The organism is Nocardia aurea, from assembly GCF_003123685.1.
Taxonomy (GTDB): domain Bacteria; phylum Actinomycetota; class Actinomycetes; order Mycobacteriales; family Mycobacteriaceae; genus Nocardia; species Nocardia aurea.
The window spans coordinates 190,789-217,114 of record NZ_QCYJ01000084.1 but is presented as its reverse complement, the minus strand read 5'-3'; the positions used below and the strand labels follow the sequence as shown (position 1 = coordinate 217,114).

General features: G+C 67.3%; 26 protein-coding genes and 1 tRNA gene. 10 read left to right on the top strand and 17 right to left on the bottom strand.

Going from position 1 to position 26,326, the window contains the following annotated elements:
- Positions 1–42: 42 nt before the first annotated feature.
- Positions 43–1,020 (top strand): M23 family metallopeptidase, encoded by a 978-nt coding sequence (locus DAT37_RS14280; protein WP_109525202.1) that lies wholly within the window; start codon positions 43–45, stop codon positions 1,018–1,020.
- Between the two features lie 281 nt (positions 1,021–1,301).
- Here the strand turns inward: DAT37_RS14280 and purD are convergent, their stop codons facing one another.
- Positions 1,302–2,576, bottom strand: coding sequence for a phosphoribosylamine--glycine ligase (gene purD, locus DAT37_RS14275; RefSeq protein WP_109525618.1), 1,275 nt, complete (start codon positions 2,574–2,576; stop codon positions 1,302–1,304).
- Positions 2,577–2,792: 216 nt separating this feature from the next.
- Here purD and DAT37_RS14270 point away from each other — a divergent pair, with 216 nt between their 5' ends.
- A complete protein-coding gene (locus tag DAT37_RS14270) occupies positions 2,793–3,170 on the top strand; it encodes a PH domain-containing protein (RefSeq protein WP_109525201.1) in 378 nt (125 codons plus the stop codon).
- 52 nt (positions 3,171–3,222) lie between these two features.
- On the top strand, positions 3,223–3,648 hold the full coding sequence (locus DAT37_RS14265) for an HIT family protein (protein WP_109525200.1): 426 nt from the start codon (positions 3,223–3,225) through the stop codon (positions 3,646–3,648).
- A 59-nt stretch (positions 3,649–3,707) separates the two neighbouring features.
- Here DAT37_RS14265 and DAT37_RS14260 read toward each other — a convergent pair.
- The 3 genes from DAT37_RS14260 to DAT37_RS14250 form a co-directional block, all read right to left on the bottom strand.
- Positions 3,708–3,779: transfer RNA gene (locus DAT37_RS14260), tRNA-Thr, on the bottom strand.
- A gap of 127 nt (positions 3,780–3,906) precedes the next feature.
- Positions 3,907–4,149, bottom strand: coding sequence for an MbtH family protein (locus tag DAT37_RS14255; protein WP_011207082.1), 243 nt, complete (start codon positions 4,147–4,149; stop codon positions 3,907–3,909).
- Between the two features lie 186 nt (positions 4,150–4,335).
- Entirely contained in the window at positions 4,336–5,169 is an 834-nt protein-coding gene (locus tag DAT37_RS14250; protein ID WP_109525199.1) for an alpha/beta fold hydrolase, read from the bottom strand.
- A gap of 201 nt (positions 5,170–5,370) precedes the next feature.
- Here DAT37_RS14250 and DAT37_RS44910 point away from each other — a divergent pair, with 201 nt between their 5' ends.
- From DAT37_RS44910 to DAT37_RS14235, 4 genes are all read left to right on the top strand, one after another.
- Entirely contained in the window at positions 5,371–5,541 is a 171-nt protein-coding gene (locus DAT37_RS44910) for a hypothetical protein (protein ID WP_169334866.1), read from the top strand.
- Between the two features lie 159 nt (positions 5,542–5,700).
- Complete coding sequence (locus tag DAT37_RS14245; protein ID WP_232839786.1) at positions 5,701–7,272, top strand: alpha,alpha-trehalose-phosphate synthase (UDP-forming); 1,572 nt, start codon at positions 5,701–5,703, stop codon at positions 7,270–7,272.
- Positions 7,273–7,367: 95 nt separating this feature from the next.
- Complete coding sequence (locus DAT37_RS14240; RefSeq protein ID WP_109525615.1) at positions 7,368–8,093, top strand: response regulator transcription factor; 726 nt, start codon at positions 7,368–7,370, stop codon at positions 8,091–8,093.
- Positions 8,094–8,188: 95 nt separating this feature from the next.
- The gene (locus DAT37_RS14235) at positions 8,189–9,628 is read left to right on the top strand and encodes a sensor histidine kinase (protein ID WP_109525616.1); all 1,440 of its coding nucleotides are present in this window, start codon (positions 8,189–8,191) and stop codon (positions 9,626–9,628) included.
- 297 nt (positions 9,629–9,925) lie between these two features.
- Here the strand turns inward: DAT37_RS14235 and DAT37_RS14230 are convergent, their stop codons facing one another.
- The 12 genes from DAT37_RS14230 to DAT37_RS14175 all read right to left on the bottom strand — a co-directional run bounded on the left by DAT37_RS14230 (position 9,926) and on the right by DAT37_RS14175 (position 21,850).
- Positions 9,926–10,423, bottom strand: a complete 498-nt coding sequence (locus tag DAT37_RS14230; RefSeq protein WP_109525198.1) for a h domain protein — start codon at positions 10,421–10,423, stop codon at positions 9,926–9,928.
- On the bottom strand, positions 10,420–11,493 hold the full coding sequence (locus DAT37_RS45465; protein ID WP_232839742.1) for a hypothetical protein: 1,074 nt from the start codon (positions 11,491–11,493) through the stop codon (positions 10,420–10,422). The genes DAT37_RS14230 and DAT37_RS45465 overlap by 4 nt, the downstream gene beginning before the upstream one ends.
- Entirely contained in the window at positions 11,490–12,908 is a 1,419-nt protein-coding gene (locus DAT37_RS14220; protein WP_109525197.1) for an MCE family protein, read from the bottom strand. The genes DAT37_RS45465 and DAT37_RS14220 overlap by 4 nt, the downstream gene beginning before the upstream one ends.
- Entirely contained in the window at positions 12,905–14,152 is a 1,248-nt protein-coding gene (locus tag DAT37_RS14215) for an MCE family protein (RefSeq protein WP_109525196.1), read from the bottom strand. The genes DAT37_RS14220 and DAT37_RS14215 overlap by 4 nt, the downstream gene beginning before the upstream one ends.
- A complete protein-coding gene (locus DAT37_RS14210; protein ID WP_109525195.1) occupies positions 14,149–15,393 on the bottom strand; it encodes an MCE family protein in 1,245 nt (414 codons plus the stop codon). Before DAT37_RS14210 ends, DAT37_RS14215 begins: the two co-directional genes overlap by 4 nt.
- Complete coding sequence (locus tag DAT37_RS14205; RefSeq protein ID WP_109525194.1) at positions 15,390–16,457, bottom strand: MCE family protein; 1,068 nt, start codon at positions 16,455–16,457, stop codon at positions 15,390–15,392. Before DAT37_RS14205 ends, DAT37_RS14210 begins: the two co-directional genes overlap by 4 nt.
- A complete protein-coding gene (locus DAT37_RS14200; RefSeq protein ID WP_109525193.1) occupies positions 16,450–17,478 on the bottom strand; it encodes an MCE family protein in 1,029 nt (342 codons plus the stop codon). The genes DAT37_RS14205 and DAT37_RS14200 overlap by 8 nt, the downstream gene beginning before the upstream one ends.
- Positions 17,475–18,695: an MCE family protein gene (locus DAT37_RS14195; RefSeq protein ID WP_109525192.1), complete on the bottom strand. Its 1,221-nt coding sequence runs from the start codon at positions 18,693–18,695 to the stop codon at positions 17,475–17,477. Before DAT37_RS14195 ends, DAT37_RS14200 begins: the two co-directional genes overlap by 4 nt.
- 7 nt (positions 18,696–18,702) lie before the next feature.
- Entirely contained in the window at positions 18,703–19,554 is an 852-nt protein-coding gene (locus DAT37_RS14190; protein ID WP_109525191.1) for an MlaE family ABC transporter permease, read from the bottom strand.
- Between the two features lie 4 nt (positions 19,555–19,558).
- Positions 19,559–20,323, bottom strand: coding sequence for an MlaE family ABC transporter permease (locus DAT37_RS14185; protein ID WP_109525190.1), 765 nt, complete (start codon positions 20,321–20,323; stop codon positions 19,559–19,561).
- 299 nt (positions 20,324–20,622) lie between these two features.
- Positions 20,623–21,540 (bottom strand): 3-oxoacyl-ACP reductase, encoded by a 918-nt coding sequence (locus tag DAT37_RS14180; protein WP_109525189.1) that lies wholly within the window; start codon positions 21,538–21,540, stop codon positions 20,623–20,625.
- A 121-nt stretch (positions 21,541–21,661) separates the two neighbouring features.
- Complete coding sequence (locus DAT37_RS14175; RefSeq protein ID WP_109525188.1) at positions 21,662–21,850, bottom strand: ferredoxin; 189 nt, start codon at positions 21,848–21,850, stop codon at positions 21,662–21,664.
- A 165-nt stretch (positions 21,851–22,015) separates the two neighbouring features.
- Between DAT37_RS14175 and DAT37_RS14170 the strand changes: the two genes are divergently transcribed.
- Positions 22,016–23,209 (top strand): acyl-CoA dehydrogenase family protein, encoded by a 1,194-nt coding sequence (locus DAT37_RS14170; protein WP_109525187.1) that lies wholly within the window; start codon positions 22,016–22,018, stop codon positions 23,207–23,209.
- 26 nt (positions 23,210–23,235) lie between these two features.
- Complete coding sequence (locus DAT37_RS14165; protein WP_109525186.1) at positions 23,236–24,339, top strand: acyl-CoA dehydrogenase family protein; 1,104 nt, start codon at positions 23,236–23,238, stop codon at positions 24,337–24,339.
- Positions 24,340–24,403: 64 nt separating this feature from the next.
- Here DAT37_RS14165 and DAT37_RS14160 read toward each other — a convergent pair whose 3' ends face one another.
- A complete protein-coding gene (locus DAT37_RS14160; protein ID WP_109525185.1) occupies positions 24,404–25,000 on the bottom strand; it encodes a TetR/AcrR family transcriptional regulator in 597 nt (198 codons plus the stop codon).
- Between the two features lie 100 nt (positions 25,001–25,100).
- Between DAT37_RS14160 and DAT37_RS14155 the strand changes: the two genes are divergently transcribed.
- Complete coding sequence (locus DAT37_RS14155; RefSeq protein ID WP_109525184.1) at positions 25,101–26,282, top strand: FAD-dependent oxidoreductase; 1,182 nt, start codon at positions 25,101–25,103, stop codon at positions 26,280–26,282.
- Positions 26,283–26,326: the final 44 nt, after the last annotated feature.

Genomic DNA, 26,326 nt, shown 5'->3' with positions numbered 1-26,326 from the left:
GCATCGTTTACCCAACGGATCGACGAGGCTAGGGTTTGCGTAATGCTCGAAAAAGCTCGCCGCCTCGAGAAGGCTCGCCGCGTGGGGCTCGAACGAGTACGCGCCGTGGGCCGACCAGGCGTCATCAGGCGTGATCGACGCGCCGCACCGGCCCGGCTACGAGCGACCGTCACCGGATCGTTGCGCCGAATCGAGACCCGACTACGCGAACTGCGTCACCGGCCACGCCCCGACCCTCGCGCACTGTGGCAGCGGCAACGCGACCGCGACTACCGCGCCCTCCTGATCCGGCACCGGGTACTACTCGCCGGAATGCTGACCGTCGCGCTGTTCGCCACCGCCGACTCCCCCTTCACCTGGGGAGTCACCGACCGCACCCCGGGCCCGCAGGAAGCCCAGCGCGTCGCCTTCGCCTATCCCCAGCAATTCCAGTCGACACCCCCCTCGGTGCGGCGCTACCTCAACGCCATCGCCAACGGCGAACGCATCCGCGAACAAGCCGTCGTCGCGGCCGCCGCCCGCGCCACCCTCGAACGCGCCAGAGCCGAAGCGGCCGCCGCCGTCGCCGGTGAACGCCAGCCCTGGATGACCTCCGGCACCGTCCCGCTGTCGCCCGGCTCGATCCTGCCCGGCGCGGGCGGATTCGTCCTGCCCGCCATCGGCGCCTTCACCTCCGGATTCGGTTCCCGCTGGGGCACTTTCCACGCGGGCATCGATATCGCCGCCCCCATCGGCACCCCCATCTACGCCGTCGCCTCCGGCACCGTCATCGACGCGGGCCCCGCCCAGGGCTTCGGCCTGTGGGTACGCATCAGACACGACGACGGCACCATCACCGTCTACGGCCACATGTACGACTTCTTCGTCTCCGTCGGTGAACGCGTCCCAGCCGGCATGCAGATCGCCCGCATGGGCAACCGAGGCGACTCCACCGGCCCCCACCTGCACTTCGAGGTCATCCAACAGGGACAACACATCGACCCCGCCGCCTGGCTCGCCCAACGCGGGCTCGTGTTATAGGCGGCTGTGATATCGGCGGCCGGGGCCGCGGGTTCGCGGCCCCCTGTGTCTCGCGTCCGAGCGGTCGAGACTGGCGACTGCGTCGCTTCGCTTCGACCGCTCGGACGCGAGACGGGCCGCGAACAGGGCGCTCGTAAGACTCGCGCCTGTGGTGGGTGGGTTTGGTTGTTCGGGTGAGACGGGGCGCGAACGAGGTGCTTGTGAGGCTCGTGCCAGTGGTGGTGGGTGTTGATTGCTGGGCGCGAACGGGGCGGGCGGGAGCTCCCAGTGGGTTGGGGGGGTTACCCGACCTGGATACGGTCTTCTACGGCTGCCAAGCCGATGTCGGTGCGGTAGTGGCTGCCCGCCAGTTTGATACGCGCGATGCGCTCGTAGGCGTTGACGCGCGCTTCGGTGAGGTCGGCTCCTACGCCGACGACGCTCAGCACGCGGCCGCCCGCGGAGACGAGCGCGCCGTCGGCGCGTGATTCGGTGCCCGCGTGCAGGACCGAGGACGCGGTGTTCTGGGCGCTGTCCTCGGCGCCGGTGATGACGTCACCGATGCGGGGGCGGCCGGGGTAGTTCTCGGCGGCGACGACCACGGTGACGGCGGCGCCGTCGCGCCAGCGCGGCGGCGCGACATCGGCCAGAGTTCCGGTGGCGGTGGCGTTGAGCAGTTCGCCGAGGGGGCTTTCGAGCAGCGACAGCACGGCTTGGGTCTCAGGATCGCCGAAGCGGCAATTGAATTCGATTACGGCGGGGCCGTCTGCGCCGATCGCGAGACCGGCGTAGAGCAGTCCGGAGAAGGCGCTGCCGCGTCGGACGAGTTCGGCGGCGACCGGCTTCACGACATCGTCGACGATGGCGGTGACCGTTTCCTGCGGCAGCCAGGGCAGCGGGGTGTAGGCGCCCATGCCGCCGGTATTCGGTCCGGTGTCGCCGTCGCCGACGCGCTTGTGGTCTTGCGCGGGCAGCAGCGGCACCACGGTTTCGCCGTCGACCAGGCAGAACAGCGAGACTTCCGGGCCGTCGAGGAAGGTTTCGAACAGGACGGGATGTCCGTTCTCCAACAGCTCGGCGCCGTGATCGCGGGCGGCGAGGCGGTCGTCGGTGACGACGACGCCCTTTCCGGCCGCGAGACCGTCGTCCTTGACGACCCAGGTGGGTCCGAAACGGTCGAGCGCGGCATCGAGGTCGGCGGGGGTGTCGACGATCTCGCTGTGCGCGGTGCGCACACCGGCCGCGATCATCACATCCTTGGCGAACGCCTTGGAACCCTCGATTCTGGCGGCATCGGCGGACGGGCCGAAACACGCGATGCCCGCCGCGCGGACGGCATCGGCGACACCGAGCACCAGCGGCACTTCGGGGCCGATGACGACCAGATCGGCCTTCACCTCCACGGCCAGCGCGGCGACCGCCTCACCCGAGGACGGATCGACCGCGCGGGTCTGCGCGTGCTGGGCTATTCCAGCGTTGCCCGGGGCCGCGACCAGCGCGGTGACCGCGGGGTCCTTGCGGAGGGCCAGGACGAGGGCATGTTCACGGGCACCTGAGCCGATGACGAGTACGCGCACGGCCAACAGCTTATGTGTAGTCCTCCCCGCTCCGAGCCGGAGCCCGTTACCAGCGAATGACGAGCGATCGACGTTTCGGCGAACAACGCCACGACGCGGACGAAATCCGTTGTCGCCATTCACCCGTCGCGGCCCCGCGAAGAGGATGATGGATAGTGGTGCGGGCCGAACGCCCGCACCGTCCGCTGCCGGAGCAAGCCGAAGGATGGGCCAGCGATGGGTCTGATCGATGGACTGATGGGAAATGCCGGACGAATCGACCCGGCCCAGGCGCAACAGGAGTACGCGAAGCTACTCGGCAACGGTGAGCAGATCTATTCGGCGTATCTGCTGGTCCGCGACGCGATGCTGTTCACCAACCGCCGCCTGATCCTGGTCGACAAACAGGGTCTGTCCGGCCGCAAGGTCAGCTATCACAGCGTCCCGTACCGCTCGATCACGCATTTCGCCGTGGAGACCGCGGGCACCTTCGATCTGGACGCCGAACTGGTCATCTGGATCGCCGGAAGCAGCGAGCCCTTGCAGAAGCGGTTCAACCGTCAGGTCGACATCTACGAGGTCCAGGGGATCCTGTCGCACTTCGTCGCGGTGTGACCGCGCTGCGGTGCGACCGCTGCGCGCCGGGGCGAGGTTGTAGCCTGCGCTCATGGCTTCTGTCTTCAGCGCGATCATCGCAGGCGACCTCCCCGGCCGATTCGTCTGGGAGGACGACGAATTCGTCGGTTTCCTGACCATCAACCCGATCACGCCGGGCCACACCCTCGTGGTCCCGCGCGCGGAAATCGACCAGTGGCAGGACATCGACGGCGAGGTCTTCACCCGCCTCAACCTGGTGGCCCAGAAGATCGGCAAAGCCGTGCGCGCGGCCTGGGGCGCACCGCGCGCGGGCCTGCTCATCGCGGGCCTCGAGGTCCCCCACCTCCACGTCCACGTCTTCCCCGCCTTCTCCATGGGCAATTTCGACATCTCCGGCGCCGACCCCAACCCCTCCCCCGAATCCTTGGACGAAGCTCAGTCCAAGATCAAACAGGCCCTGCGCGACCTGGGCCACGGCGCGAACGTCCCCGCCTGAGCCGGACACGAAAAAGGGTGGCCCCTCCGCACATGCGGAGAGACCACCCTTTCATCGGGAGCCCCCTGTCAGGATTGAACTGACGACCTTTCGCTTACAAGGCGAGTGCTCTACCACTGAGCTAAGGAGGCGGAAGCGGTACCAATCGCGACCGGTTGCCCACTATAGCGGGGCACACCGGCCGTGCGACACCGAGTTACGGTGCCGCACGGCTGGCGGCTGAATCAGCTTTCCCGGCGCAGTATCGGATACCGCGGTTCAGGACTGGGCGCCCTGACGGGCCGCGTCGTCGGCGGCCATCGCGTCCCGCAAGCTCTTCGGACGCATATCGGTCCAGTTCTTCTCGACGTACTCGACGCAGGCAGCGCGGCTGTCCTCGCCGAACACGACTCGCCATCCGGCCGGGACCTCCGCGAAGGCCGGCCACAGGGAATGCTGTTCCTCGTCGTTGACCAGGACGAAGAATCGACCGTCTTCGTCGTCGAAGGGGTTGGTGCTCAATTTCACCTCACTGGATACTGGCGCTGTGTACGGGATCGGCTCCTGAGACCGTCCGGCGCTGGGCCGTGCGGCACACGAACCACGCCCCGGATGCTCCCCGAGCGTTGTGTCGACCCTAGCAAGGGAGACGCTACGCGTAGGTGGTTACCTCGTCCTGGGGTTCAACGGATCGGACCCGCGTCCGGTTCACCCGGCGAAGAACTCGAGCAGAATCTTGTTCACCTCGTCCGGCTTCTCCAGGTAGCCGAAATGCCCGGCGTCGGGAATCTCCTGGTAGCGGGCACCGGGAATGGCCTCGGCGACCTCGCGGGAGAGGTAGGGCGGGATCATCCTGTCGTCGCCGAACCCGACCGAAAGGCACGGCACGGTGATGGCGCGGTAGGCCTGGACGCGGTCGAAATCGTGGTCCATCCGGCGCTGAGCGCGAATACCAGGGGTCACCGGACCGCCGGTGAACTCGAACAGGTCGAGCCAGTCGCGCGCCGCGTTGGGCTGCGACATCGTCGCGGGCGACAGGTTCATCACGGCGGTGACGGCGGCCTCGTATTTGGCGGGCATCTTCACCCCGCTCGCGTCGAGTTCGTGTTCGCCGAGCGAGAGCGTCTTCTGGAACTGGTCGAGGCGGCCGTGGCCCGCCATGAATACGGCCTTGCGCACCAGATCCGGCCTGGCCAAGGCCAATTCCTGGGCCACGCGCGCGCCCATCGACGTGCCGACGACCAGCGCTGGGCCCTCGTCGAGCAGTTCGATCAGCCCGGCGGTGTCGGCGACCAGCTGGTCGATCGTCATTCCCGACGGCGCTTCGTAGGACGGCGCGATACCCCGGTTGTCGAAGGTGCACACCCGGTATCCGGCGGCGACGAGCGCGGGCACCTGGTGCAGCTCCCAGACTCGGCCGGGACTTCCGGTGCCCATGATCATCACGACGAGCGGCGCCCCGCCCTTGACGTCCGCGCCCTTGGCACGGTCACCCTTGACCTGGTAGTTGAGGGAGATCCCGTTCACCGTGGCCAGCGGCATTGTCGACCCTTTCGTGGAGTTGGTGCTGACCGTCAGGAGCGACCTGCTTCCGGTCGCTACGGCCCGTCACCACGGTATAGGCAGGGGTCCCGCAACGCACCGAGGCGGGTGCTCGAGGTATCGGGTGCGGCGCGCCCGCGCTCGCGCCATATACCATTGACTATTCGCACGTACGAGCGTAATGAGCCGGGAGGATTTGAGATGGCTGCGAAGGGCAGCGCGAACGATATCGCGGACGATGACCTGGAACCACTCGCCGATGAAACCGCCCGTCAGGCCCAGCGCGTCGTCGCCGCGTACGCGGAAGACGCCGACGAGTGCCGGATGTTGCTGTCGATGCTCGGCATCGGCCCCAACGGTCGAGGCGAGTAGACCCAACCCGCTCGACGACAACGGCGCCGTCGACGACACCCGACAACTCCAGACGGGATCAGCGATACACACCATCCGGTGAGTGTCGGGGCCCGGAGGCGGCCGCTCGCTCGAGACCGCGAACGCCGCCGCTCGAATAAGGATGCGTGAGTGGACCAGATGACCGACCAGCCGTCCGACGACTCCGAGCTCGCTTCTCCCGACGATCGCACGACGACATCGGCGGACGCGGTGGAGCCGATCGAAACCGACGGGGCCGGTTCCGGTTTCGTCGTCGTGGCCAATCGGCTACCGGTGGATCTCGATCGACTACCCGATGGCTCGACCCGATGGAAGCGCAGCCCGGGCGGCCTGGTCACCGCGTTGGAACCGGTGTTGCGCAACAACAAAGGGGCGTGGGTCGGCTGGGCGGGAGTTCCCGACGCCGACCTCGATCCGATCATCGAAGACGGCCTGGAACTGCATCCGGTCACGCTGTCGGCGCAGGAAGTCGCCGACTACTACGAAGGTTTCTCCAACGGCACGTTGTGGCCGCTCTATCACGACGTCATCGTGCGACCGACCTACGACCGCGCCTGGTGGGCCGCCTATGTCACGGTGAACAGGCGATTCGCCGAGGCCACGGCCGAGGTGGCCGCCGAGGGCGCGACGGTGTGGGTACAGGACTACCAGCTGCAACTCGTTCCGAAGATGCTGCGCATGTTGCGCCCCGATCTGACCATCGGGTTCTTCCTGCACATCCCCTTCCCGCCGGTCGAACTGTTCATGCAGATGCCGTGGCGGACCGAGATCATCGAAGGTCTGCTCGGCGCCGATCTGATCGGTTTCCACCTGCCCGGTGGCGCGCAGAACTTCCTGTATCTGGCACGCCGACTGGCAGGCCAGGCCACATCGCGCGGCACCGTCGGTGTGCGCTCCAAGATGGGCGTCGTCCAGGTCGGATTCCGGACGGTGCGGGTCGGCGCGTTCCCGATCTCCATCTCCTCGGCCGAGATGGACGACAATTCCCGGCGAAGATCGGTCCGCGAGCGTGCCGCGAAAATCCGTGCGGAACTGGGAAATCCGAAGAACATCCTGCTCGGCGTCGACCGTCTCGACTACACCAAGGGTATCGATATCCGGCTCAACGCGCTGGAGGAATTGCTGGTCGACGGACGGGTCGACCCGTCCGAGACGGTGATGGTGCAGTTGGCGACCCCGAGTCGCGAGCGTGTCGAGAGCTATATCCAGATGCGTGGCGATATCGAACGCCAGGTCGGCCGCATCAACGGCGAATTCGCCCGCGTCGGCTATCCGGTGGTGCACTACCTGCACCGTCCGATCCCGCGCGAGGAACTGCTCGCGTTCTTCGTCGCGGCCGACGTCATGCTGGTCACCCCGCTGCGCGACGGGATGAATCTGGTCGCCAAGGAGTACGTGGCGTGCCATAGCGGACTCAACGGCGCCCTGGTGCTGAGTGAGTTCACCGGGGCCGCAGCGGAATTGCGTCAGTCCTATCTGTGCAACCCGCACGATCTGGACAGCGTGAAGGACGCGATCGTCTCCGCGCTGGAGGACGACCGCGACACCAAGCGCCGCCGGATGCGGTCGCTGCGCCGCCAGGTGCTCGCCCACGACGTGGATCGCTGGGCCCGCGCCTTCCTCGAGGCCCTCGCCCAGGATCAGGTCGCCGGGAGCGCCCTGCTCACCGACGACGACGTCTACCCGGAGTCACGGACGCCGCGCCGCTGACGGCACGGCGCGCGCTGACGCGGTGGGGGACGTTCACAGCAACCACCCAGGAAAGGTCCAGTGAGTTCCCAGTCCCCTACCGCAGGATGGACCACATGACCGGCGTGCCCACAGAACAGAAACCCGAGGCCAGGGTGCTGGTCGTGGACGACGAACCGATGATCGTCGAACTGCTGTCGGTGAGTCTGCGCTACCAGGGATTCGAGGTGGACACCGCGGCCGACGGCGCGCAGGCGCTGGACAAAGCGCGCGGTTTCCGCCCGCAGGCGCTCATCGTCGACGTGATGATGCCGGGTATGGACGGATTCGGACTGTTGCGCCGGTTGCGCGCAGACGGTGTCGACGCACCGGTCCTGTTCCTCACCGCGCGCGACGAGGTGCAGGACAAGGTCGCGGGACTCACCCTCGGCGCCGACGACTACATCACCAAACCGTTCAGCCTCGAGGAAGTGGTCGCGCGACTGCGCGTGGTCCTGCGCCGCGCGGGCCATGCCGCACCCGAGCCGAAGAATTCGCGGCTGCGGTTCGAGGACATCGAACTCGACGACGACACGCACGAGGTCTGGAAGGCAGGCGAACCGGTCGCGTTGTCGCCCACCGAATTCACGCTGCTGCGCTATTTCATGGTCAACGCGGGCACCGTGCTGAGCAAACCGCGCATCCTGGATCACGTGTGGCGCTACGACTTCGGCGGCGAGGTCGGCGTGGTCGAGACCTACGTGTCCTATCTGCGCAAGAAGGTCGACACCGAGCAGCGGTTGATCCACACGCTGCGCGGCGTCGGCTATGTCATGCGCGCGGCCCGCCCGGCCGGGCAGTGAGCCGGACCGGTCCCGCACGACGCCCGCGCCGGGCGACAAGCGAACCGGCCCGCTCGGCGACGATTCTGCGGCGTGTCCGCGACGGGTTCGCCGCGGTGCCGCTTCGGGTCGCGCTCGTGCTCGCCCTGGTGGCGCTGTCCGGTCTCGGTCTGCTGATATCGGGCACGCTCGTCACCTCCGGACTCGAACAATCGCTCACCAGCCGCACCGATCAGCAGTTGCGCGAGGGAGCGCTGGAATGGTCGCGGCGGTTGCGTCCGCCCGCGCCGATCGCGCAGCCGCCGGATTCGCGGCATCCGCCGAGCCAGTTCTACGTGAAGGCGCAGAGCACCGGCGACGCGGCCGGGATGGGCGCGACGCAGATCTATGTGAAGGCGTTCGGCGTCGACGCGGAGCCCGCGCTGCCCGCGATACCGGACGAACTGCCCGCCAATACCCGCGCCGAGGTCACCGGACCGGCGACGGTGCCGTCGGTCGGGGATTCTCCCGTCCGGTGGCGGACGTTGTCGCTGCGCACCCAGGACGGCGTCACCACCGTCGCGCTGCCGCTGACCCAGAACAGCGATACCGTGCACCGGCTGGTCATCCTGCAATTGGCGGTCGGCGCCGCGGTGCTCGCCGTGCTCGCGGTGGCCGCGTATTTCGCGATCCGCCGCAGTCTGCGCCCGCTGCGCCGGGTCGAGAACATCGCCGCCGCCATCGCCCGCGGCGATCTGCACCGCCGGGTGCCGGTGCGCGGCACCAATACCGAGGTGGATCGGCTGTCGCGGTCGCTCAACGGCATGCTGGCCCAGATCCAGTCGGCGTTCAAGGCGACCGAGGCGTCCGAAGCGGCGGCCAGGCAGTCCGAAGCGAATATGCGGCGCTTCGTCGCCGACGCCAGTCACGAACTGCGCACGCCGCTCACCACGATCCGCGGGTTCGCCGAACTCTACCGACAGGGCGCCACCACCGATCCCGCGCTGTTCATGGCGCGGATCGAAACCGAGGCGCAGCGGATGGGCCTGCTGGTCGAGGATCTGCTGATGCTGGCCCGCCTGGACGCCCAGCGTCCACTCGAACGCGGCCAGGTGGATCTGCTCGCGCTCGCCAGCGACGCCGTGCACAACGCCCGCGCGGTCGCCGCCGCCACCGCACCGGAGACCCCCCGGCCCATCGCCTTGGAAATCCGTTCCGGGGAAGGAACATTGGAGATCGAGGGCGACGCGGAGCGGTTACGTCAGGTATTGGGCAACCTCCTGAACAACGCCCTCACCCACACGCCGCCCGACGCGGCGGTCACCGTGCGTCTGACCCCTCGGAAGGACGACGTCCGTCTGGAAGTCGCCGACACCGGCCCCGGCCTGCCCGAGGACGAGGCCGAGCGCGTCTTCGAACGCTTCTACCGCACCGACACCTCGCGCACCCGCGCCAGCGGCGGCACCGGCCTCGGTCTGTCCATCGTGCAGGCCCTGGTCACCGCGCACGGCGGCACGGTCACGGTCGACAGCGTCGTGGGCGAGGGCACGACCTTCACCGTCGCCCTGCCGCGCTGAGGACCGATCAACGCAGGCCCTTCGAGCCCCCAGCGTCCGACACCAACCACTTCCGGCGCGAGCCTCACAACCGCCCCGTTCGCGGCCGTCTCGCGTTCGAGCGAACGCATGCCCTCGAAGCCCTCACCGTTCGACACCAACCACTTTCGGCGCGAGCCTCACGAGCGCCCCGTTCGCGGCCCGTCTCGCGTTCGAGCGGTCGAAGCGCATGCGACGCAGTCGCGAGTCTCGACCGCTCGAACGCGAGACAAAAAGGGGCCGCGAACCCGCGGCCCCGGCCGCCGAAAATACAGCCGATTACACAGGGTTCACCGAGTCGACCAGCCAGCGGTCGTCCGTCTTGTCCAGCGTGACGCGCACCCGGCTGCCCGTGGTCGTGCCCTGCGGGGTGTCCTTGCTCGTGGTCACCTGGTTGAGGAACAGCAGCACGACGACGTGGGACCGCTCGGCCTCCACGACGCCACCGGCCTGCGTGGTCGCGTTGACGGTGAGTTGCTTCTCCTTGGCGCCGGGCGCGATGGCCTGGGTGATCAGCTTCAGGTAGTCCTCGCGGAAACTCGCCGACAGGTTGTCGGCGGCCTTCGGCAATTCGGTGTCGACGGTGCCGTAGTCGTAGGTGAACATTGCCGACACCGTGCGCTGCGCCGCGGTGACCGCCTCGTCGCGCGCGACCTCGGTCCGCTGATGGTCCCAGTATCGGAAACCGTTGATACCCATGATGATCACCGCGGCAGCGATCACCACGCCCGCGATACCCGCGCCGACCGGTCCCAGTTTTCCCGAGAGGATCCTCATGCCACGAACTCCACCTTCGACGCGGTCAGACCGGTATCGCCCCTGGACACGGTGACCCGGAATCGGTAGTACCGCGTCTGCGGCTCGGCCTGGCCCGCATTGCTCAACGTCTGCTTCGCCGCGACGAGCACCTGTGCCGAATTCTCGTCGTCCTGCTGGATCGCGGCCTCGACGACCTCGCCGTTCGAGACGACCTTGGCCTGCTGCACGATGCTCATGAACGGATCGACGCGCCCGTCGAATTCGGTTTTGAACTGCCCCGAGGCCAGCGACAGGATCCGGTCGATATCGGCCTTGGCCGAATCCGCGCGGATCGTCGTCAGGTTCAGCACCGCCTGGCGCGCGGTCTGCACATACTCCGCGCGTCGCTCGTCGCGCTCGTTCGTCGTGTGCACCAGGTACGTCGACGCACCCGCGCCGACCACCGTCAGCAGCACCAGCACGGCGGCGGCGACCACCGCCGCGATACGTCCGGCCCGGCGCTTCGGCTTCTCGGCGATGCCGTCGGCACCGGATTTCGCTAGAGCGACCGGGGTGTCGGTGTCGGCGGCGGCGTCAGCGTCAGCGACATCAGCGGCGGCGACATCAGCGGCGGCGACATCAGCGGCGGCGACATCAGCGGCGGCGGCGGCGTCGGTGACTGCGGCAGTGGCGACGGCGGCGTCAACGGCGGCGGCGTCAACGGCGGCGACGGCGGTGACTGCGGCAGTGGCGACGGCCTTCGGCTCGGCAGCAGGTGGTGCCTTCTTCGTTGTCACCGCCGGTTTCGCCGCGACGCCCCCCGGCTCGGTTGTCGCGTCCGCGACGACGTCGCCGGAACCGCCGACGGATTTCGCCGCTTTCGCCGCGGCATCACTTCCCGACTTCTTCGCGGCGTCGGCACCGTCGCCGCGAGCCGCGGTACTCGCGGTCGCTGTGGCAGGCACCTTCGCGGTACCGACCTGCGCTTTCGTCTCGGTTGTCGCAGCGGTGACGCCGGACGTGCCGTCCGCGTCCTCCTCCACCGGAGGACCGACCGAACGGACCGCTCGCCTGCGCACGCGGTGGTTATCGCCGTTGATATCACTCATCGTTGCTGCTCCTCGAGCATCGCTTGCCAACTCGACGGTACCGTTCCCGAGCCGCCGGGACCGACATCTCCCTGACGGTAGGTCCGGCCGTCCGGGCCGATGTACACACCGGTCGACGGATCGTAGGATCGGGCCGCCGCAGGTGTGCGGTACGAGGCGGGCGCGGTGGGCGCCTCATCGGGCGTCTCGGCGCTCGCGGGTGCGACCGGCTGCACGGGGCCGAACGGCGGGTTGTTGCCCTCGGGCACGAATCCGGTCCGGCAGAGTTCCGGCGTGGGTGCGCGCACCCCGGGGAATTCCGCGCACGGGGTATTCCTGATGCCGCGCACCGCGATCGGCGAATCCTGCGGCACCTTGCAGTAGAGACCGGGCGGGGTGTCGATGGAATCCAGTTCGCTCGGTGAGCGACGCTGGTCGGCGGGCAGGAATCCGGTCGTGCAGGCGGGCGGATCGTTGACCACCGCCATGAAGTCGACCATCGCGCCGTATTTCGCGGGCCCGCGGATGATGGTGCGCAAGGCCGCGATCAGCGGCGGGAAGACGACGAGAAGTTGTTCGATACCCGCGTGATAGGTGACGGCGACCTGGCCCAGGCTCACCAGATTGGTCAGCAGGATCGGCAGGGTCGGTTGCAGCGACTGGAACTGCTCGGTGACCCGCTGCATGGCCGAGGGCCCGTCCCGGAGCAGGCTGCGCAGCGACGGGTCGTGCGCGCGCAACGTGTCGGTGACCGTCGCCAGATCCGCGGTCCAGGAACGGATCGCGGCGTCGGATTCGATCTGGGTGTCCAACAGCGGGCCGAGCTGGTCGAGCAGTTCTTTGGTCGGCTCGGTGTTGTTCTGCGCTTCCTGCACCAGCAGCGACGCGGAATCGATGAAACGTTGCAGATCCGGGCCCGCGCCGTTGAACGCGCGGAACGCCTCGTCGATCACCTGCCGCAGCCTGGTGTCGGCCACGCTGGACAGCAGCCGGTCGGTCTGGTCGAGCAGCGATCCGACATCCTGCGGCAGTTTGGTGCGCTGCACCGGGATCACCGATCCGTCGGAGAGGTTGCCGCCCCGTGGATTGTCGACCGGGACCAGGTCGACGTACTGTTCGCCGATCGCCGAGACGCTGCGCACCCAGGCGTCCACGTCGGCGGGGATCTTGTAGTCGCTGTCGATGGACAGTTTCGCGTCGACACCCTCGTCGGTGAGCACCACGTCCTGCACCACGCCGACGTTCGTGCCGCGATAGGCGACATTGGCCTGCTGGTACAGCCCGCCGGTCGCGGCGAGTCGTACCGTCACGTCGTAGCGTCCGATGCCGAACATGGCGGGCAGTTTGACGTAGACCCCGCCCATCACGACCAGGCCGATCACGGTCAGTATGGCGAAGATGGTCAGCTGACCGCGGACGAATTTGGTGAGCGTCATCGGCCCGTACCCCCCTGTGGCGCGGTATTTCCGGGCAACGGAACCGTCAGGCCCGGAATGGCGGGCAGTCCGGGGATGGGCGGCAGGCCCGGCAGCGTCGGCGTGGGTGAGGCGCCCGCGTCGGGCGTCGGCAGCAACGGCCCGGTCGCGGGATTACCTCCCTGCGCGGCGGAATCGGGGGCGAAACTGCCGATCACGCCTTCGACGCCGCCGAAACGCCCGCCGAGCGGGGTTCCGGTCAGCCAGTTGGAGTCGAGCCTGCGCCCGGTCATGTCGACGGTGATGAACAGGTTCATGTAGTCGCCCTTGATCGCGTTGCCGATGTTCTTGATCGGGAACGGGAAGGTGGGCAGGATCTTCAGCGATTCGATGAGGTTGACGCCGGTATCGGCCAGGGTCTGGAGCACCGGACCGAGACTGCGCAGATTCGCCTTCAGATCCTCACCGCTCTCGTTCACGATGCGGTCGGCCACATCGCTGAGTTCGCCGAGCGAGGTCACCGCGGCGGTGATGTTCGCGGTGCGGTCGGCCAGGATCGTCAGCGCGGGGTGGATCTGGTCGATGGCGCGTGCCACCACGTCACGCTGATCGGCGAATTGTCCGGCGAGGCGGTCGAGTCCGCTCATGGCCGAGATGATGTCCTCGCGCTGTTTGTCCAGACCGGTCGCGAGCGTCGCCAGTTGCGGCAGCAGATCGCGGATATCGTCCTCGCGCCCGGTCAGGGCGGAATTCAGTTCGCGGGTAATGGTTTCCAGCTGCGAGATGCCGCCGCCGTTGAGGACGACCGACAGCGAGGAGAGCACCTGTTCGGTGGTCGGATAGGCCCCGGCCCGCGACAGCGGGATGACGTCGCCGCCGTGCAACTCGCCCACCGGGGCCGCGTCCTCGGGCGGGCCGAGTTCGACGTGGTTGCTGCCGAGCAGACTCGTCTGGCCGATTTTCGCCACCGCGTTCGCGGGCAATCGGACGTCACGGTCGAGTGCGACGGTGACGAGCGCGTGCCAGTCCTGCACCTCGATGCCGGTGACGGTGCCGACGGTGACATCGTCGACCCGGACCGGCGAATTCTTGGTCAGGGTCGTCACATTCGGCATCTGGATCTGGATCCGATAGCCGTCGGTTCCCTCGGTGCCGGGCAGGGGCAGCGAGTTCAGTCCGTCCCATTCGCATCCGGAGACGCCGAGCGTCACCGCAAGACCTACGGCGAGTGCGGCGACCCGCCGCATCGAACGCGGGCGCGTCATCGGTTTCCTCCCGGAATGGCAAGTCCGGCAACACCGTCGGGCACGGTCACCTGCGGTGAGGTCTGGCCTTCCAGGCTCGGATCGCTGTAGACGATCTGGTCGGGGAACGCGTGCACGCCGGTGGCCGGATTCAGCAGGATCGGCGCGTAGTTCATGGCGACCGAGCTGATCACCGGCGCCAGGTACTGCGCGCACAGGTCGGCGCTGCGATCGGACTGGTCGTATTCGAGCGCACGGATGGAACCGCACAGGAAGCTGAGCGGGTCGGCCGTGTTGTTCAGCGCGATCGCGCCGGTCAGTGTGCCCTGCGCGGGCTTGTAGATCTGATAGAAGTTCACCAGCGCGGTCGGCCCGGAATGCAGCACCCGCTCGAGTTCGGGACGCTTGTCGACCAGCAGTTGGGTCACATCGCTCAACCGGGTGACACCTTCGGTGAGTTCGGCTCCGCTGCCGTCGAGGAACCGTTTCACATCGGCCAACGCGATATCCAGATTGTCCAGTCCCGCGCCGAGATCGGCCGAGGTGTCGCCGAGTACTTCCGACACCGAGGCCAGCCTGCTGCCGAATTGCACGATCTGTTCGTTGCTGCCGGACAGCACCTCGACGAATTTCTGCAAATTGCGGATGGTGCCGAAGAGATCGGTCCGGCCGTCGGACAGGGTGTTCAGCGTCGCCGACAGTTCGTGCAGGGTGTCGCGCAGTCTCTGGCCGTTGCCGTCCAGATTGTCGGCGGCGGTGTTCACGAACCGGCCGAACGAGCCCTGTTCGTCATCGCCGACCGGCCCGAGGGCGGTGGCGAGTTTGGACAGTTCGGCCTTGATGTCGTCCCACTCGACCGGGATCGCGGTGTGCTCGATCGGAATCGTCGCGTCGTCGGCCATTTTCGGGCCGCCGGTGTAGGCGGGGGCCAATTGGATGAACCGGGCCGAGACCAGCGAGGGCGAGATGATCACCGCGCGCGCGTCGGCCGGAATGTCGACACCCCGGTCGATCGTCACTGTGACGCGCACCTGCTCGCGGCCCGGCTCGATCTTGTCGATGGTGCCGACCTTGACACCGAGCACGCGCACGTCGTCACCCTCGTACAGGGCGCTCGTGGACGGGAAGTAGGCGGTGATCGTGGTCTTGCCGATCCTGGTGACACCGGTGTAGACAGCGAACGCGACGAGCGCGGCCACCAGCACTCCCGCGGTGATCAACGCCCAGCGCGGCAGTGTCCGTACTCCGTTCAACTTGCTCATCGCGGTGGATCCTCTTCCGCAGGCCCGATCGACGGCGGCGCCGGGTGGGTGAAAATATTGCGCAGATCGTTGGGCAGCTGCTCCGGCCAGACCAGCGCGTCGACCAGTGGCCGCAACTCGGTACTCGTCGCGTTGACCACGTAGGCGTTGAACCACGGACCGTTGCCGACCTGTTCACCGAGCGCCGCCGCGTACGGGCCGACGCTGTCGAGCGCGTCGCTGAGGTTCTGCTTGTTGCGCTGGAGCAGGTTCAACACCGAATTCAGCCGGTCCAGCGCGGATTTCAGCAGCGGCTCGTTATCGGAGACCAGACCGGACAGTTGCAGCGATACCTGATTCACGTACACGATGAGCTGCCCGATCGCGCCGCGGCGGCGTTCGAGTTCGCCGAGCAGATTGTTGCCGTCGAGCAGCAGCGCGTTGATCTGATCGCTGCGGTCGGCGAGGATCTTGGTGACGCTCTGCGCCCTGGTCAGCAGGTCCGACAGTGCCTGGTCGCGGGCGTTGATACTGCGCGACAGCGCCGTGACACCGTCCAGCGCGGACCGCAACGGCGCCGGGGTGTCGGCGAAGGTCTCCGACAGCGCGTCCAGGGTTCGGTCGACCTTGTCCATATCGAGTTCGCCGATGGTGCTGCCGAGATCGCCCAGCGCTTCGTTGAGCGAATACGGCGAGGTGGTGCGTTCCAGCGGGATCGTGTCGTCCACCCGCAGCGCGCCCGAACCCTGCGGGGTCACCTCGAGCGATTTGCGGCCGAGCACCGTATTGGTCTTGATGGCCGCGGAAGTCTTCTGTCCCAACACGATCGACTCGTCGAGGCTGAATCGCACGAGCACCTTGTCGCCGTCGAGTTCGACCTTCTCGACCCGACCGCTGCGCACCCCGGCGACCTGGACCGCGTCACCGGGCAGTAGGCCGCCCGCGTCGGTGAAATTCGCGGTGAAGGTGGCGCCGCCGCGGATGAAGGGCAACCGATCGAATTGCAGCGCGGACAGGGCGATCGCGAGGCCGACGACGATGCCGACGATTCCGATGGTGATCGCGGGCGAACGCTTCTCACTCATTGGGCGTACACCTTCCTGTCGCCTGCAGACCCGGCATCTTGACCTCCAGGGTTTGCCCGTTGGGGCCGTCGACCAGGAAATTCGTGCCGCAGACATAGAGCTGTAGGAAGGAGCCGTAAGCGCCGATGCGGATGAGCTTCTTGTAGGTTTCGGGCAGCCGCTCGATCACCCATTGCACGGTGTCCGAGCCTTCGTCGAGATTGGTGGCGAGTCGGCCGGTCTGCTCGATGGTGTTGCGCAGATCCGGACGCGCCGTCGCCAGCAGATCGGTGAGATCCTGTGTGGCCCCGGCGATTCTGGGCAGCGCGTCGCCGATCGGATCGCGATTCGCGGACAGTCCGCTCACCAGTCGCTGCAATTCGTCGAGGGTCGTGCCGAATTGGTCGCCGCGCTCGTCGATGGTCCGCAGGACGGTGTTCAGATTGTCGATCACGCTGCCGATCAGTTCGTCGCGTTCGGACAGCGTCTTGGTGAACGAGCCGCCGCTGTTGAGCAATTGGACCAGTGTGCCGCCCTGGCCTTGGAAGATCTGCAACAGCGCGCCGGTCAGATCGTTGACCTGGGTCGGATCGAGTCCGCGCAGCAGCGGCTTGAAACCGCCGAGCAGCAGATCCAGATCGAGCGCGGGTGCGGTCCGGTCGGTCCCCATGGTCGCGCCCGAGCGCATGACCTCGGCCGAACCCGGTCCCTCCATGAGTTCCAGGTATCGGTCGCCGACCAGATTCTCGTATTTGATGGTCGCTCGGGTGCTGGTGAGCAGGGTGTATTTCCGGTCGACGTCGAATTCGACGTGCGCGAGGTGGTCCTTGCCCACCTTCACCGAACTCACCGAACCGACCGGCACACCGGCGATACGCACCTTCGCGCCCGGCAGAATTCCCGAGGAACTGGTGAACACCGCGTTGTAGCCGTATTCACGCGAGAAACGCATCTGACTGAAGACGATGGCCAAGCCTGCGAAGACCAGGGCCATGACCAGGGTGAAAATGGTCAGTTTGACCGTTGTCGCGGTGTTCTTCACAGCTTGTCCACCCCTGGCAGCCCGGCGAACAACAACTGGAACACCTTGGGACCCTCGTTGATTGTGATCGGACCGGTATTCGGCACATACGGCGCGCCCTGGTTGGTATCGGTGACCAGGTAGTCGGAATGGCTTTCCGGCTCCCGGTCGACGACGCCCTCGCAATGCGGGCCGCCGGTGGCGTTCACCTTCGGCAGGTCGTTCGGATAGGTGTAGGGCTTCGCGCCGAACATGAAGTTGGTATTCATGCCGACGCCGGGCAGCACGCCGCCGAAGACTTCCTCGGCCAACGGCATCAATCCGCCGATACCGGTGATCACACAATTCAACGCCGGCGCGTACTCGTTCAGCAGCGCGGAGGTCGGCCGGAGCAGATCCAGCGCGGTGACCAGATTGTTCTCGTTCTGGCGCAGGACCGCGCCCGTGGTGTCGGCCAGCCCGATCACATTCGTCAGCACCGCGTCCAGGTTGTCCTGTTCGTCGATGAAGGTGCGGCTGGTGAGCGTCGCGTTGTCGACCGTGCGCAGCAGGTCGCCGACGGTATCGGAATAGATTCCGGTCACCTCGGTCGTCTTGTTCAGATCCTGTTGCAGCGTGGGCAGATAGGGATTGATCTCGCGCAGGTAGACGTCACTGCGGGAGAGCAGATCGCCGAGTTTCGCGCCACGGCCCTCCAGCGCCGTACCGAGCGCGGTCAGGGTGGCGTTGAGTTTCTCCGGGTCCAGCTGGGCAAGCACATCCGACAGATGCTGGAACAGGGTGTTGAATTCGACGGTCACCCGCGAGGCGGACACCGTGGAGCCCGGCTTCAGCGAAGTCGACGCGGGTTCGTCGGGAATGATGAAATTGACGTACTTCGCGCCGAACACCGTGGTCGACCTGATATCGACGCCCGCGTTGGACGGCACCATCTTCAATTTGTCCGGCGATACCTCGAGACGCAGCCGCGCGCCGTCCTCGGAATATTCGACCGATGCCACCCGGCCTATCTCGACCCCACGCACCTTCACTTTCGCGTCGGTGTCGAGGACGAGTCCGCTGCGCGGCGCCTCGACCAGGATTTTCGAGGTCGGGGTGAAACCACCGACGAACATGACCATCGCGACGGCAACCACCGCGATCAGTGCGAGCACCATCGCCAGGCCGGCCAATTTCAGGCCGAGCCCGCCGCTCAGCGCGCGCTTCAGACCATTTTCTGAATGCTTCGAATCCGCCATTGTCGCTTTACCCGGAGAGATGGAAGTTGCCGGAGGTGCCGTAGATGGCCAGGGAGATCAGCAGGGTCACCGTGACCACCGCGACCAGCGAGGACCGCACCGCGTTGCCGACCGCGATACCGACGCCGACGGGGCCGCCCGCCGCGTTGTAGCCGTAGTAGGTGTGGATCATCATGACCGCGAGTGCCATGAAGATCGCCTGAGCGAATGACCAGAGAATATCGCTCGGAATGAGGAACGTAGAGAAATAGTGGTCGTACACGCCCGCCGACTGTCCGTAGATGACGACGGTGGCGAATCGGGCCGCGAGGAACGAGGCGATCACCGCCAGCGCGTACAGGGGAATGATCGCGATCATCCCGGCGAGCACCCTGGTGCCGACCAGGTAAGGGATCGGCCGGATGGCCATCGATTCGAGTGCGTCGATCTCCTCGGCCACCCGCATCGCGCCGAGTTGGGCGGTGGAACCGGCGCCGATCGTCGCGGCCAGCCCGATCCCCGAGATCACCGGCGCCGCGATGCGGACGTTGATGAAGGCGGAGAAGAAGCCGGTGAGCGCCTCGACGCCGATATTGCCGAGCGAGCTGTACCCCTGGACGGCGATCGTGCCGCCCGCGAACAGGGTGAGGAAGCCGACGATCACGACGGTGCCGCCGATGACGGCCAGCGCGCCGGAACCCATGCTGATCTCGGCGATGAGCCGGATGGTCTCGGTGCGGTAGTTCCGCAGTGCCCGTGGGATGGACGCCAGCGTCTGCGCGTAGAAGACGGCCTGCTTGCCGACCGAGTCCAGCGAGTCGGAGAACCGGCGCACCCGCCGGACCGTCCGGGGGAAACGGGATTGGATCACCAGTGCCATCGGGTCACCGCACCGTGAATTTGATGCCGACGGCGGTGACGACGACGTTCACCACGAACAACGCCATGAACGCGAACACCACGGTCTGGTTGACCGCGTCACCGACACTCTTGGGACCACCCTTGACGTTCAAGCCCAGATAACAGGCGACCAGACCGGCGATCAGGCCGAACAGACCGGCCTTGACCTCGGAGATGATCAGTTCCGGCAGGTGGGTCAGCAGCGTGATGCCGTTGACGAACGCGCCGGGGTTCACATCCTGGAGCAGCACCGAGAACAGGAAGCCGCCGACGATGCCGATGGTGCAGACCAGGCTGTTCAGCATGAGCGCGACGAACATGGAGGCCAGCACCCTCGGCACCACGAGTCGCTGGACCGGATCGATGCCGAGAACCCGCATGGCGTCGATCTCTTCGCGGATCGTCCTGGCCCCGAGGTCGGCGCAGATCGCGGTGGCGCCCGCGCCGGCCACGATCAAGACGGTGACGATCGGGCCGACCTGGGTGACGGCGCCGAAGGCCGCTCCCGCGCCGCTGAGGTCGGCGGCGCCGATCTCGCGAAGCAGGATATTCAGCGTGAAGCTCACCAGCACGGTGAACGGGATCGCGACCAGCAGGGTCGGCACGAGGGACACCCGTGCGATGAACCAGGACTGATCGATGAACTCACGCGCTTGGAAGGGCCTGCGGATGCTCGCGCGGGCGACGTCGGCGGTGAGTTCGAAGAACCCTCCGACTGCCCGCAGCGGCACGGCAAGGACCTCGTTCATCCGCGATCCTCCTTGCTCAACGTGCTCGTGTTACGTGCGACACGGCCCACCGAAGGGCCGCGTCGCCGGAATGATTAGAACATGTTCATTTTTGAGATGCGAGCTTTTCATGGTTTTGAACTGCTATTTTCCTCTAAAAGAGGGTCTGAAGTTGTAACACGTATCAGAAATGACCTGCGGCCCGGCTGTGAGCCGTCACACACATCACTAGACTCCCATGTGTACCAAGTGTCTGGGTCGGGATCAAGAATTGGACAACCGATCAGTATGAACCGAAGGCAGCTGCCATCGGTCCGGCGTCAGCCGAGATCGTAGAGCGCGGACGCGGAGAAGGTCTGGTTCGCCGGACGATCGGCGAAATAGCCGCCGAGCGTGTCGGCGAGAGCTTCGGGATTCCACTCGTCGCCCTCGGCGTCGAAACGCCGCTCGACCACGGGCGCGGCCATCAGCGCGACCATCGGCCCGTAGACGACGAACAGCTGCCCGCTGATCGCCTCGGCGGCCGGTGAGGCCAGGTAGGCCACAAGTCGGGCCACGTGATCGGGAGAGAGCGGATCGATGCCCTCTTGCGGCGCGGCACTGAAGGAGGCCTCGGTCATCGCCGTGCGTGCTCGCGGCGCGATGGCGTTGGCGCGCACCCCGACCTTCGCGAGCGCGCGCGCCGCGGTGAGCGTCAGCGCGGTGATACCCGCCTTGGCCGCGCCGTAGTTGCCCTGCCCCGGCGGGCCGAGTAGACCGGCCTCGGAGGAGGTGTTGATCAGACGTCCGTAGACCGGAGCGCCCGACTCCTTGGACTTCGCGCGCCAATAGGCGGCGGCATTGCGGGTCAGCAGGAAATGTCCGCGCAGGTGCACGGCGACGACCGCGTCGAAATCCTCGTCGGACATGTTGAACAACATGCGATCACGGGTGATGCCCGCGTTGTTGACCACGATGTCCACGCTGCCGAACGCCTCGTTCGCCACACTGATCAGCGCGTCGGCGGTCGACCGTTCCGCGATACTGCCCGCGACGAATTCCGCCTCGGCGCCGAGCGCCCTGATCTCGCCGAGGGTCGCGGCCACCACGTCGTTGTCGGCCAGATCGTTGACCACCACCGAGGCGCCCGCGGCGGCCAAGGCGAGCGCCTCGGCCTTCCCGAGTCCGGCCCCCGCGCCGGTGACGATCGCTACCTTGCCCGCCAGCTCGACGGCGGATTCGCGCACGCCGTCGCTCATGACATCGCCCCGTTCCGCTCGACGATGTCGCGCGCACCGCGCGCTGGGTTGCCGGTTCGCACGCTTTGCTCACTCACCGGGCCGACTTTAGAACGTGTTCCTACCGATGGGCAAGCAGTATTCATTCCAGTTTCAGCGCGGCCTTCGGACACTGCGCCACCGCGTCCCGCACATCGGCGAGCAGGTTCTCCGGAACCTCACCCCCGGCCACGTGCAACTGGTCGTCATCATCGAGTTCGAACACGTCGGGGGCGAATCCGACGCATATTCCGTTGGCCTCGCACTGGTCGAAATCGACGGTTACCTTCATGAGAACTCCTCGCCCGAGCAATCAACTGCCTACTGTTCGAAGCCTACAAGCCAGCGGCGGCGCATGCGCGGCCAATGACCGGCTTCGCGGTCAATACTGGAACATGTTTCAGTCGATATGCAATCATCGGATCAACCGAATCCAACGAAGGCTCGAGGTTTTGCCATGCGCATTGCGTATACGCCGCAGCAGGAGCAGCTCCGCGCGGAGCTGCGCGACTACTTCGCGCGGCTCATGACACCCGAGCGCCGGGAAGCGCTGAGCGCGACGACCGGCGAATACGGGCACGGCAACGTCTACCGTGAGGTCGTGCGGGACATGGGCCGCGACGGCTGGCTCACCCTCGCCTGGCCCGAAGAATACGGCGGTCAGGACCGCCCCGTCATGGATCAGCTGATCTTCACCGACGAAGCGGCCATCGCGGGCGCACCGGTGCCGTTCCTGACCATCAACTCCGTCGCGCCGACGATCATGCACTACGGCAGCGAGGAGCAGAAGAAATTCTTCCTGCCCAAGATCGCCGCGGGCGAACTGCATTTCGCCATCGGCTACTCCGAGCCCGGCGCGGGCACCGACCTGGCGAGTCTGCGCACGAGCGCGGTACGCGACGGCGACGACTACGTGATCAACGGCCAGAAGATGTGGACCAGCCTCATCGCCTACGCCGACTACATCTGGCTGGCCGTTCGCACCGACACCGGCGCGAAGAAGCACAAAGGCATCAGCATGCTCATCGTGCCGACCAGCGCCGAGGGCTTCTCCTGGACCCCGGTGCACACCATGGCGGGCCCCGACACCAGCGCCACCTACTACCAGGACGTCCGGGTTCCGGTGAGTTCGCTGGTCGGGCAGGAACACGGCGGCTGGTCGCTCATCACCAATCAGCTCAACCACGAGCGGGTCGCGCTCACCTCGGCGGGACCGCTCGGCGTCGCGCTGAACCAGACCGTCGAATGGGCGCGCGCCACCAAGGCGGGCGACGGTTCGCGCGTCATCGACCGGGAATGGGTGCGACTCAACCTCGCGAAGGTCTACGCCAAACTCGAATACCTGAAGTTGCTCAACTGGGAGATCGCCAGCCGCGCCGACGCGGGCGGTGACGCGGCCCCGCGGCCGTGGGACGCCTCGACCTGCAAGGTGTACGGCACCGAACTGGCCACCGAGGCCTACCGGCTGCTGATGGAGGTACTCGGCCCCCAAGCCTACCTGCGCCAGGACTCCCCCGGCGCGCAGCTGCGCGGACGGCTCGAACGGTTCCATCGCGCCGCGCTGATCCTCACCTTCGGTGGCGGCACCAACGAGGTCCAGCGCGACATCATCGCCATGACCGCGCTGCGCCAGCCCGCCTCGGCCCGCTGACAGACTTCGGAAAGCAGGGAAGACCCATGGATTTCACCCAGACCGAGGCCCAGGGCGATATCGCCCGCCTCACCGCCGAGGTGACCGGCAAACTCGTGACCGCCGACCGGCTGCGCGAACTCGACAGCGCCGGACGTTTCGACGACGCGCTGTGGCAGGCGCTCGCCGAAACCGGCGTACTCGCCGCGGCACTGCCCGAGAACGCGGGCGGCGGCGATTTCGGTGTGCTCGAACAGAGCGCCGTCCTGCGCGAACTCGGCAAATCGGTGGCCGCGGTGCCGTACCTGTGGTCGATCGTCGTCGCCGCGAACGCGCTGGCGGCCTTCGGTGACGACGCCCAGCGCGAGCTGGCTCGACGGGCGGGCGCGGGCGAGATCGTGCTGACCGCCGCGCTGGCCGAGGAGTACAACTGGGAGCCCACCCAGCCGGTGACCGTCGCCAGGCAGGACGCGGGCGATTGGCTGATCACCGGATCCAAGATCACCGTGCCGCACGCCGAGCGCGCCGCCCGAATCCTGGTTCCCGCGAACGTCTCCGGTCTTCCCGCGATCTTCCTCGTCGACCCCGCCGACGCCACCGTGCGCTCGACCTTGCAGCAGGTGGTCGACTGGAGCGCCGAATACTCCGTCGAATTGACCGACACCCCTGCCGAATTGGTCGCGACGGTCGAATCCGGCGCACGGATCCTGGACTGGCTCCTCGGCCGCGCCTGGCTGGGACTGGCCGCCCAGCAACTCGGCACCCTGGAGAAGGCCCTCGACCTGGTCGCCGAATATGCCCGCGAGCGTGAACAATTCGGCAAGCCGATCGGTTCCTTCCAAGCCGTCGCCCAGCGCCTCGCCGACGCCTACATCGACGTGCAGGGCCTGCGCCTGGCCGTCACCCAGGCCGCCTGGCGACTGTCGGAGAACCTGCCAGCGGGCGAAGCCGTGCACACCGCCAAGTTCTGGGCCGCCGACGCGGGCCACCGGGTCGCCCACACCCTCGTGCACGTGCACGGCGGCGTCGGCATCGACCGCGACCACATCGTGCACAACTACTTCACCGCCGCCAAACACAACGAATTCGCCCTCGGCCCCGCCACCGACCACCTCCGCGGCCTCGGCGCCCTCCTCGCCGACCCCGCCTGACCCCTCCTCCACGACAGGCCCACCGCACCACGGTGGGCCCGTCGCGTTTCCGGCAGGTCAGCAGTCAGCCCCGATCGAGGGTGTGGGTGCTGGTCAGGTAGCGCTGGAGGGTGGGGGCGAGGTCGGTGACGATGTCCTCGGGGGTCAGGGTGAGGACCGGGGGGAGGCGCAGGATGTAGCGGCACAGGGCGAGGCCGAGGAGTTGGGTCGCGATGAGGCCGCTGCGACGGGGGGCGTCGGCGGGGTCGCCGACGCGCAGGACGGCGGGGGTTACCTGTTCGGCGAAAACCCCGCGCGCCCGGTCGGCGACGGAGTCGTCGGTGATGGCGGTGCGCAGCAGCGTCAGCATGACCTCGTTGCCCGGCGATTCCTCCCAGACGCCGAGGAAACGGCGGATCAGCAACTCCCCCATACCGTCCGGGTCGACGCCGGAGAGGTCGGGCAGGTCGAGGCTGATCTCGACGGCGGCCGCGAACAGGCCCTCCTTGTTGCCGAAGTAGCGCATCACCATGGACGGGTCGATGGCGGCGTCGGCCGCGATGGCGCGCACCGTGGCCTTGCGGTACCCCTCGGCGGCGAAGCGGGCGCGGGCCGCGTCCAGTATCGCGGCGCGGGTCGCGTCCGAGCGGCGCGCGGGGGGCTGATCTGTGCCGACTGTCATGCCAACGATTGTAGGCCAACAACTGTTGACTTCTTCAACGGCCCCGCGTTACGGTTACGCCAACAAGCGTTGGCCTACGGCCGTTGACCCAGGAGTCGTCATGACAACCACCTCGCTGCCGCAATCCGCCGATATCGTCGTCGTCGGCGCGGGACCGGCCGGACTCACCGCCGCGATCACGCTGGCCGACGCCGGTGCCGACGTCGTCGTGCTCGACCGACTGAGCGAGGGCGCGAACACCTCCCGCGCCGCGGTCGTGCACGCCCGAACCCTCGAGGTTCTGGACGAACTCGGCATCGCCGACGAACTGATCGACCGCGGCATAAGGGTCCCTCGGCTCATCGTGCGCGACCGCGCACGCACCCTCGCCGCCATCGATTTCAACAGCCTCCCCACCAGGTACCCCTTCACCCTGATGGCCCCGCAGGAGGTCACCGAGGCGATACTGCTGGCCCGCCTGCGCAAGGCCGGGGGCGATGTCCGCAGGCCCTACCGGGTCACCCGGATCACCGACGACGACACCGGCGTCACCGTCGAATACCTGGACGGCACGGACGCCGCGGGAACCATGCGCGCCGGGTATGTCATCGGCGCGGACGGTATGCACAGCCTCGTCAGGGAGCAGGCCGGGATCGGCTTCACCGGCGACACCTATCCGACCTCGTTCGTCCTGGCCGATGTCCGCATGGACTGGCCCGTCGCCAGAGACGAGGTGGCGCTGCATCTCTCACCCGACGGCGTCACCGTGGTCGCCCCGCTGCCGGACGACGTGACCCCGGACAGGTACCGGGTCGTCGCCTCGCTCGATGACGCGCCGGAACATCCCTCGGTCGGCGATATCCAGGCGATACTCGACGCGCGCGGCCCCGGCGGTGCGGTGAAAGTGACCGAGGTGCTGTGGGGTTCACGCTTCCGGATCCACCACCGCGTCGCCGACCACTATCGCGCGGGCCGCGTCCTGCTCGCGGGCGACGCCGCCCACGTGCACAGCCCGGCGGGTGGGCAGGGCATGAATACCGGCATCCAGGACGCGGCCGTCCTGGGCGGACTGCTGGCCAGGGTGCTCGCGGGTGAGCCCGAAACGCTGCTCGACACCTACGAGACCACCCGTCGTCCGGTGGCGAAGGACGTGGTCGCCTTCACCGATCTGATGACCAGGACGGGCACCCTGCGCGGCCGCCCGGCGCGCCTCATCCGCAACACCGCAGTGTCGACGCTGACCCGGATCCCCGCCGTGCGCCACAAGCTGGCCTTCCGGCTCGCCGAACTCGCCTATCGCTGAACCGGATCCGGTCGGGATCGGCCCGCCCCATCGGCGGGCCGATC

What these genes read in the sequence shown, in the direction of transcription:
- DAT37_RS14280 (WP_109525202.1), top strand. Translation starts at nt 43, where the DNA reads ATGCTCGAAAAAGCTCGCCGCCTCGAGAAGGCTCGCCGCGTGGGGCTC.
- DAT37_RS14270 (WP_109525201.1), top strand. Translation starts at nt 2,793, where the DNA reads ATGGGTCTGATCGATGGACTGATGGGAAATGCCGGACGAATCGACCCG.
- DAT37_RS14265 (WP_109525200.1), top strand. Translation starts at nt 3,223, where the DNA reads ATGGCTTCTGTCTTCAGCGCGATCATCGCAGGCGACCTCCCCGGCCGA.
- DAT37_RS14250 (WP_109525199.1), bottom strand. Translation starts at nt 5,169, where the DNA reads ATGCCGCTGGCCACGGTGAACGGGATCTCCCTCAACTACCAGGTCAAG.
- DAT37_RS44910 (WP_169334866.1), top strand. Translation starts at nt 5,371, where the DNA reads ATGGCTGCGAAGGGCAGCGCGAACGATATCGCGGACGATGACCTGGAA.
- DAT37_RS14245 (WP_232839786.1), top strand. Translation starts at nt 5,701, where the DNA reads ATGACCGACCAGCCGTCCGACGACTCCGAGCTCGCTTCTCCCGACGAT.
- DAT37_RS14240 (WP_109525615.1), top strand. Translation starts at nt 7,368, where the DNA reads ATGACCGGCGTGCCCACAGAACAGAAACCCGAGGCCAGGGTGCTGGTC.
- DAT37_RS14230 (WP_109525198.1), bottom strand. Translation starts at nt 10,423, where the DNA reads ATGAGGATCCTCTCGGGAAAACTGGGACCGGTCGGCGCGGGTATCGCG.
- DAT37_RS45465 (WP_232839742.1), bottom strand. Translation starts at nt 11,493, where the DNA reads ATGAGTGATATCAACGGCGATAACCACCGCGTGCGCAGGCGAGCGGTC.
- DAT37_RS14220 (WP_109525197.1), bottom strand. Translation starts at nt 12,908, where the DNA reads ATGACGCTCACCAAATTCGTCCGCGGTCAGCTGACCATCTTCGCCATA.
- DAT37_RS14215 (WP_109525196.1), bottom strand. Translation starts at nt 14,152, where the DNA reads ATGACGCGCCCGCGTTCGATGCGGCGGGTCGCCGCACTCGCCGTAGGT.
- DAT37_RS14210 (WP_109525195.1), bottom strand. Translation starts at nt 15,393, where the DNA reads ATGAGCAAGTTGAACGGAGTACGGACACTGCCGCGCTGGGCGTTGATC.
- DAT37_RS14205 (WP_109525194.1), bottom strand. Translation starts at nt 16,457, where the DNA reads ATGAGTGAGAAGCGTTCGCCCGCGATCACCATCGGAATCGTCGGCATC.
- DAT37_RS14195 (WP_109525192.1), bottom strand. Translation starts at nt 18,695, where the DNA reads ATGGCGGATTCGAAGCATTCAGAAAATGGTCTGAAGCGCGCGCTGAGC.
- DAT37_RS14190 (WP_109525191.1), bottom strand. Translation starts at nt 19,554, where the DNA reads ATGGCACTGGTGATCCAATCCCGTTTCCCCCGGACGGTCCGGCGGGTG.
- DAT37_RS14185 (WP_109525190.1), bottom strand. Translation starts at nt 20,323, where the DNA reads ATGAACGAGGTCCTTGCCGTGCCGCTGCGGGCAGTCGGAGGGTTCTTC.
- DAT37_RS14180 (WP_109525189.1), bottom strand. Translation starts at nt 21,540, where the DNA reads ATGAGCGACGGCGTGCGCGAATCCGCCGTCGAGCTGGCGGGCAAGGTA.
- DAT37_RS14175 (WP_109525188.1), bottom strand. Translation starts at nt 21,850, where the DNA reads ATGAAGGTAACCGTCGATTTCGACCAGTGCGAGGCCAACGGAATATGC.
- DAT37_RS14170 (WP_109525187.1), top strand. Translation starts at nt 22,016, where the DNA reads ATGCGCATTGCGTATACGCCGCAGCAGGAGCAGCTCCGCGCGGAGCTG.
- DAT37_RS14165 (WP_109525186.1), top strand. Translation starts at nt 23,236, where the DNA reads ATGGATTTCACCCAGACCGAGGCCCAGGGCGATATCGCCCGCCTCACC.
- DAT37_RS14160 (WP_109525185.1), bottom strand. Translation starts at nt 25,000, where the DNA reads ATGACAGTCGGCACAGATCAGCCCCCCGCGCGCCGCTCGGACGCGACC.
- DAT37_RS14155 (WP_109525184.1), top strand. Translation starts at nt 25,101, where the DNA reads ATGACAACCACCTCGCTGCCGCAATCCGCCGATATCGTCGTCGTCGGC.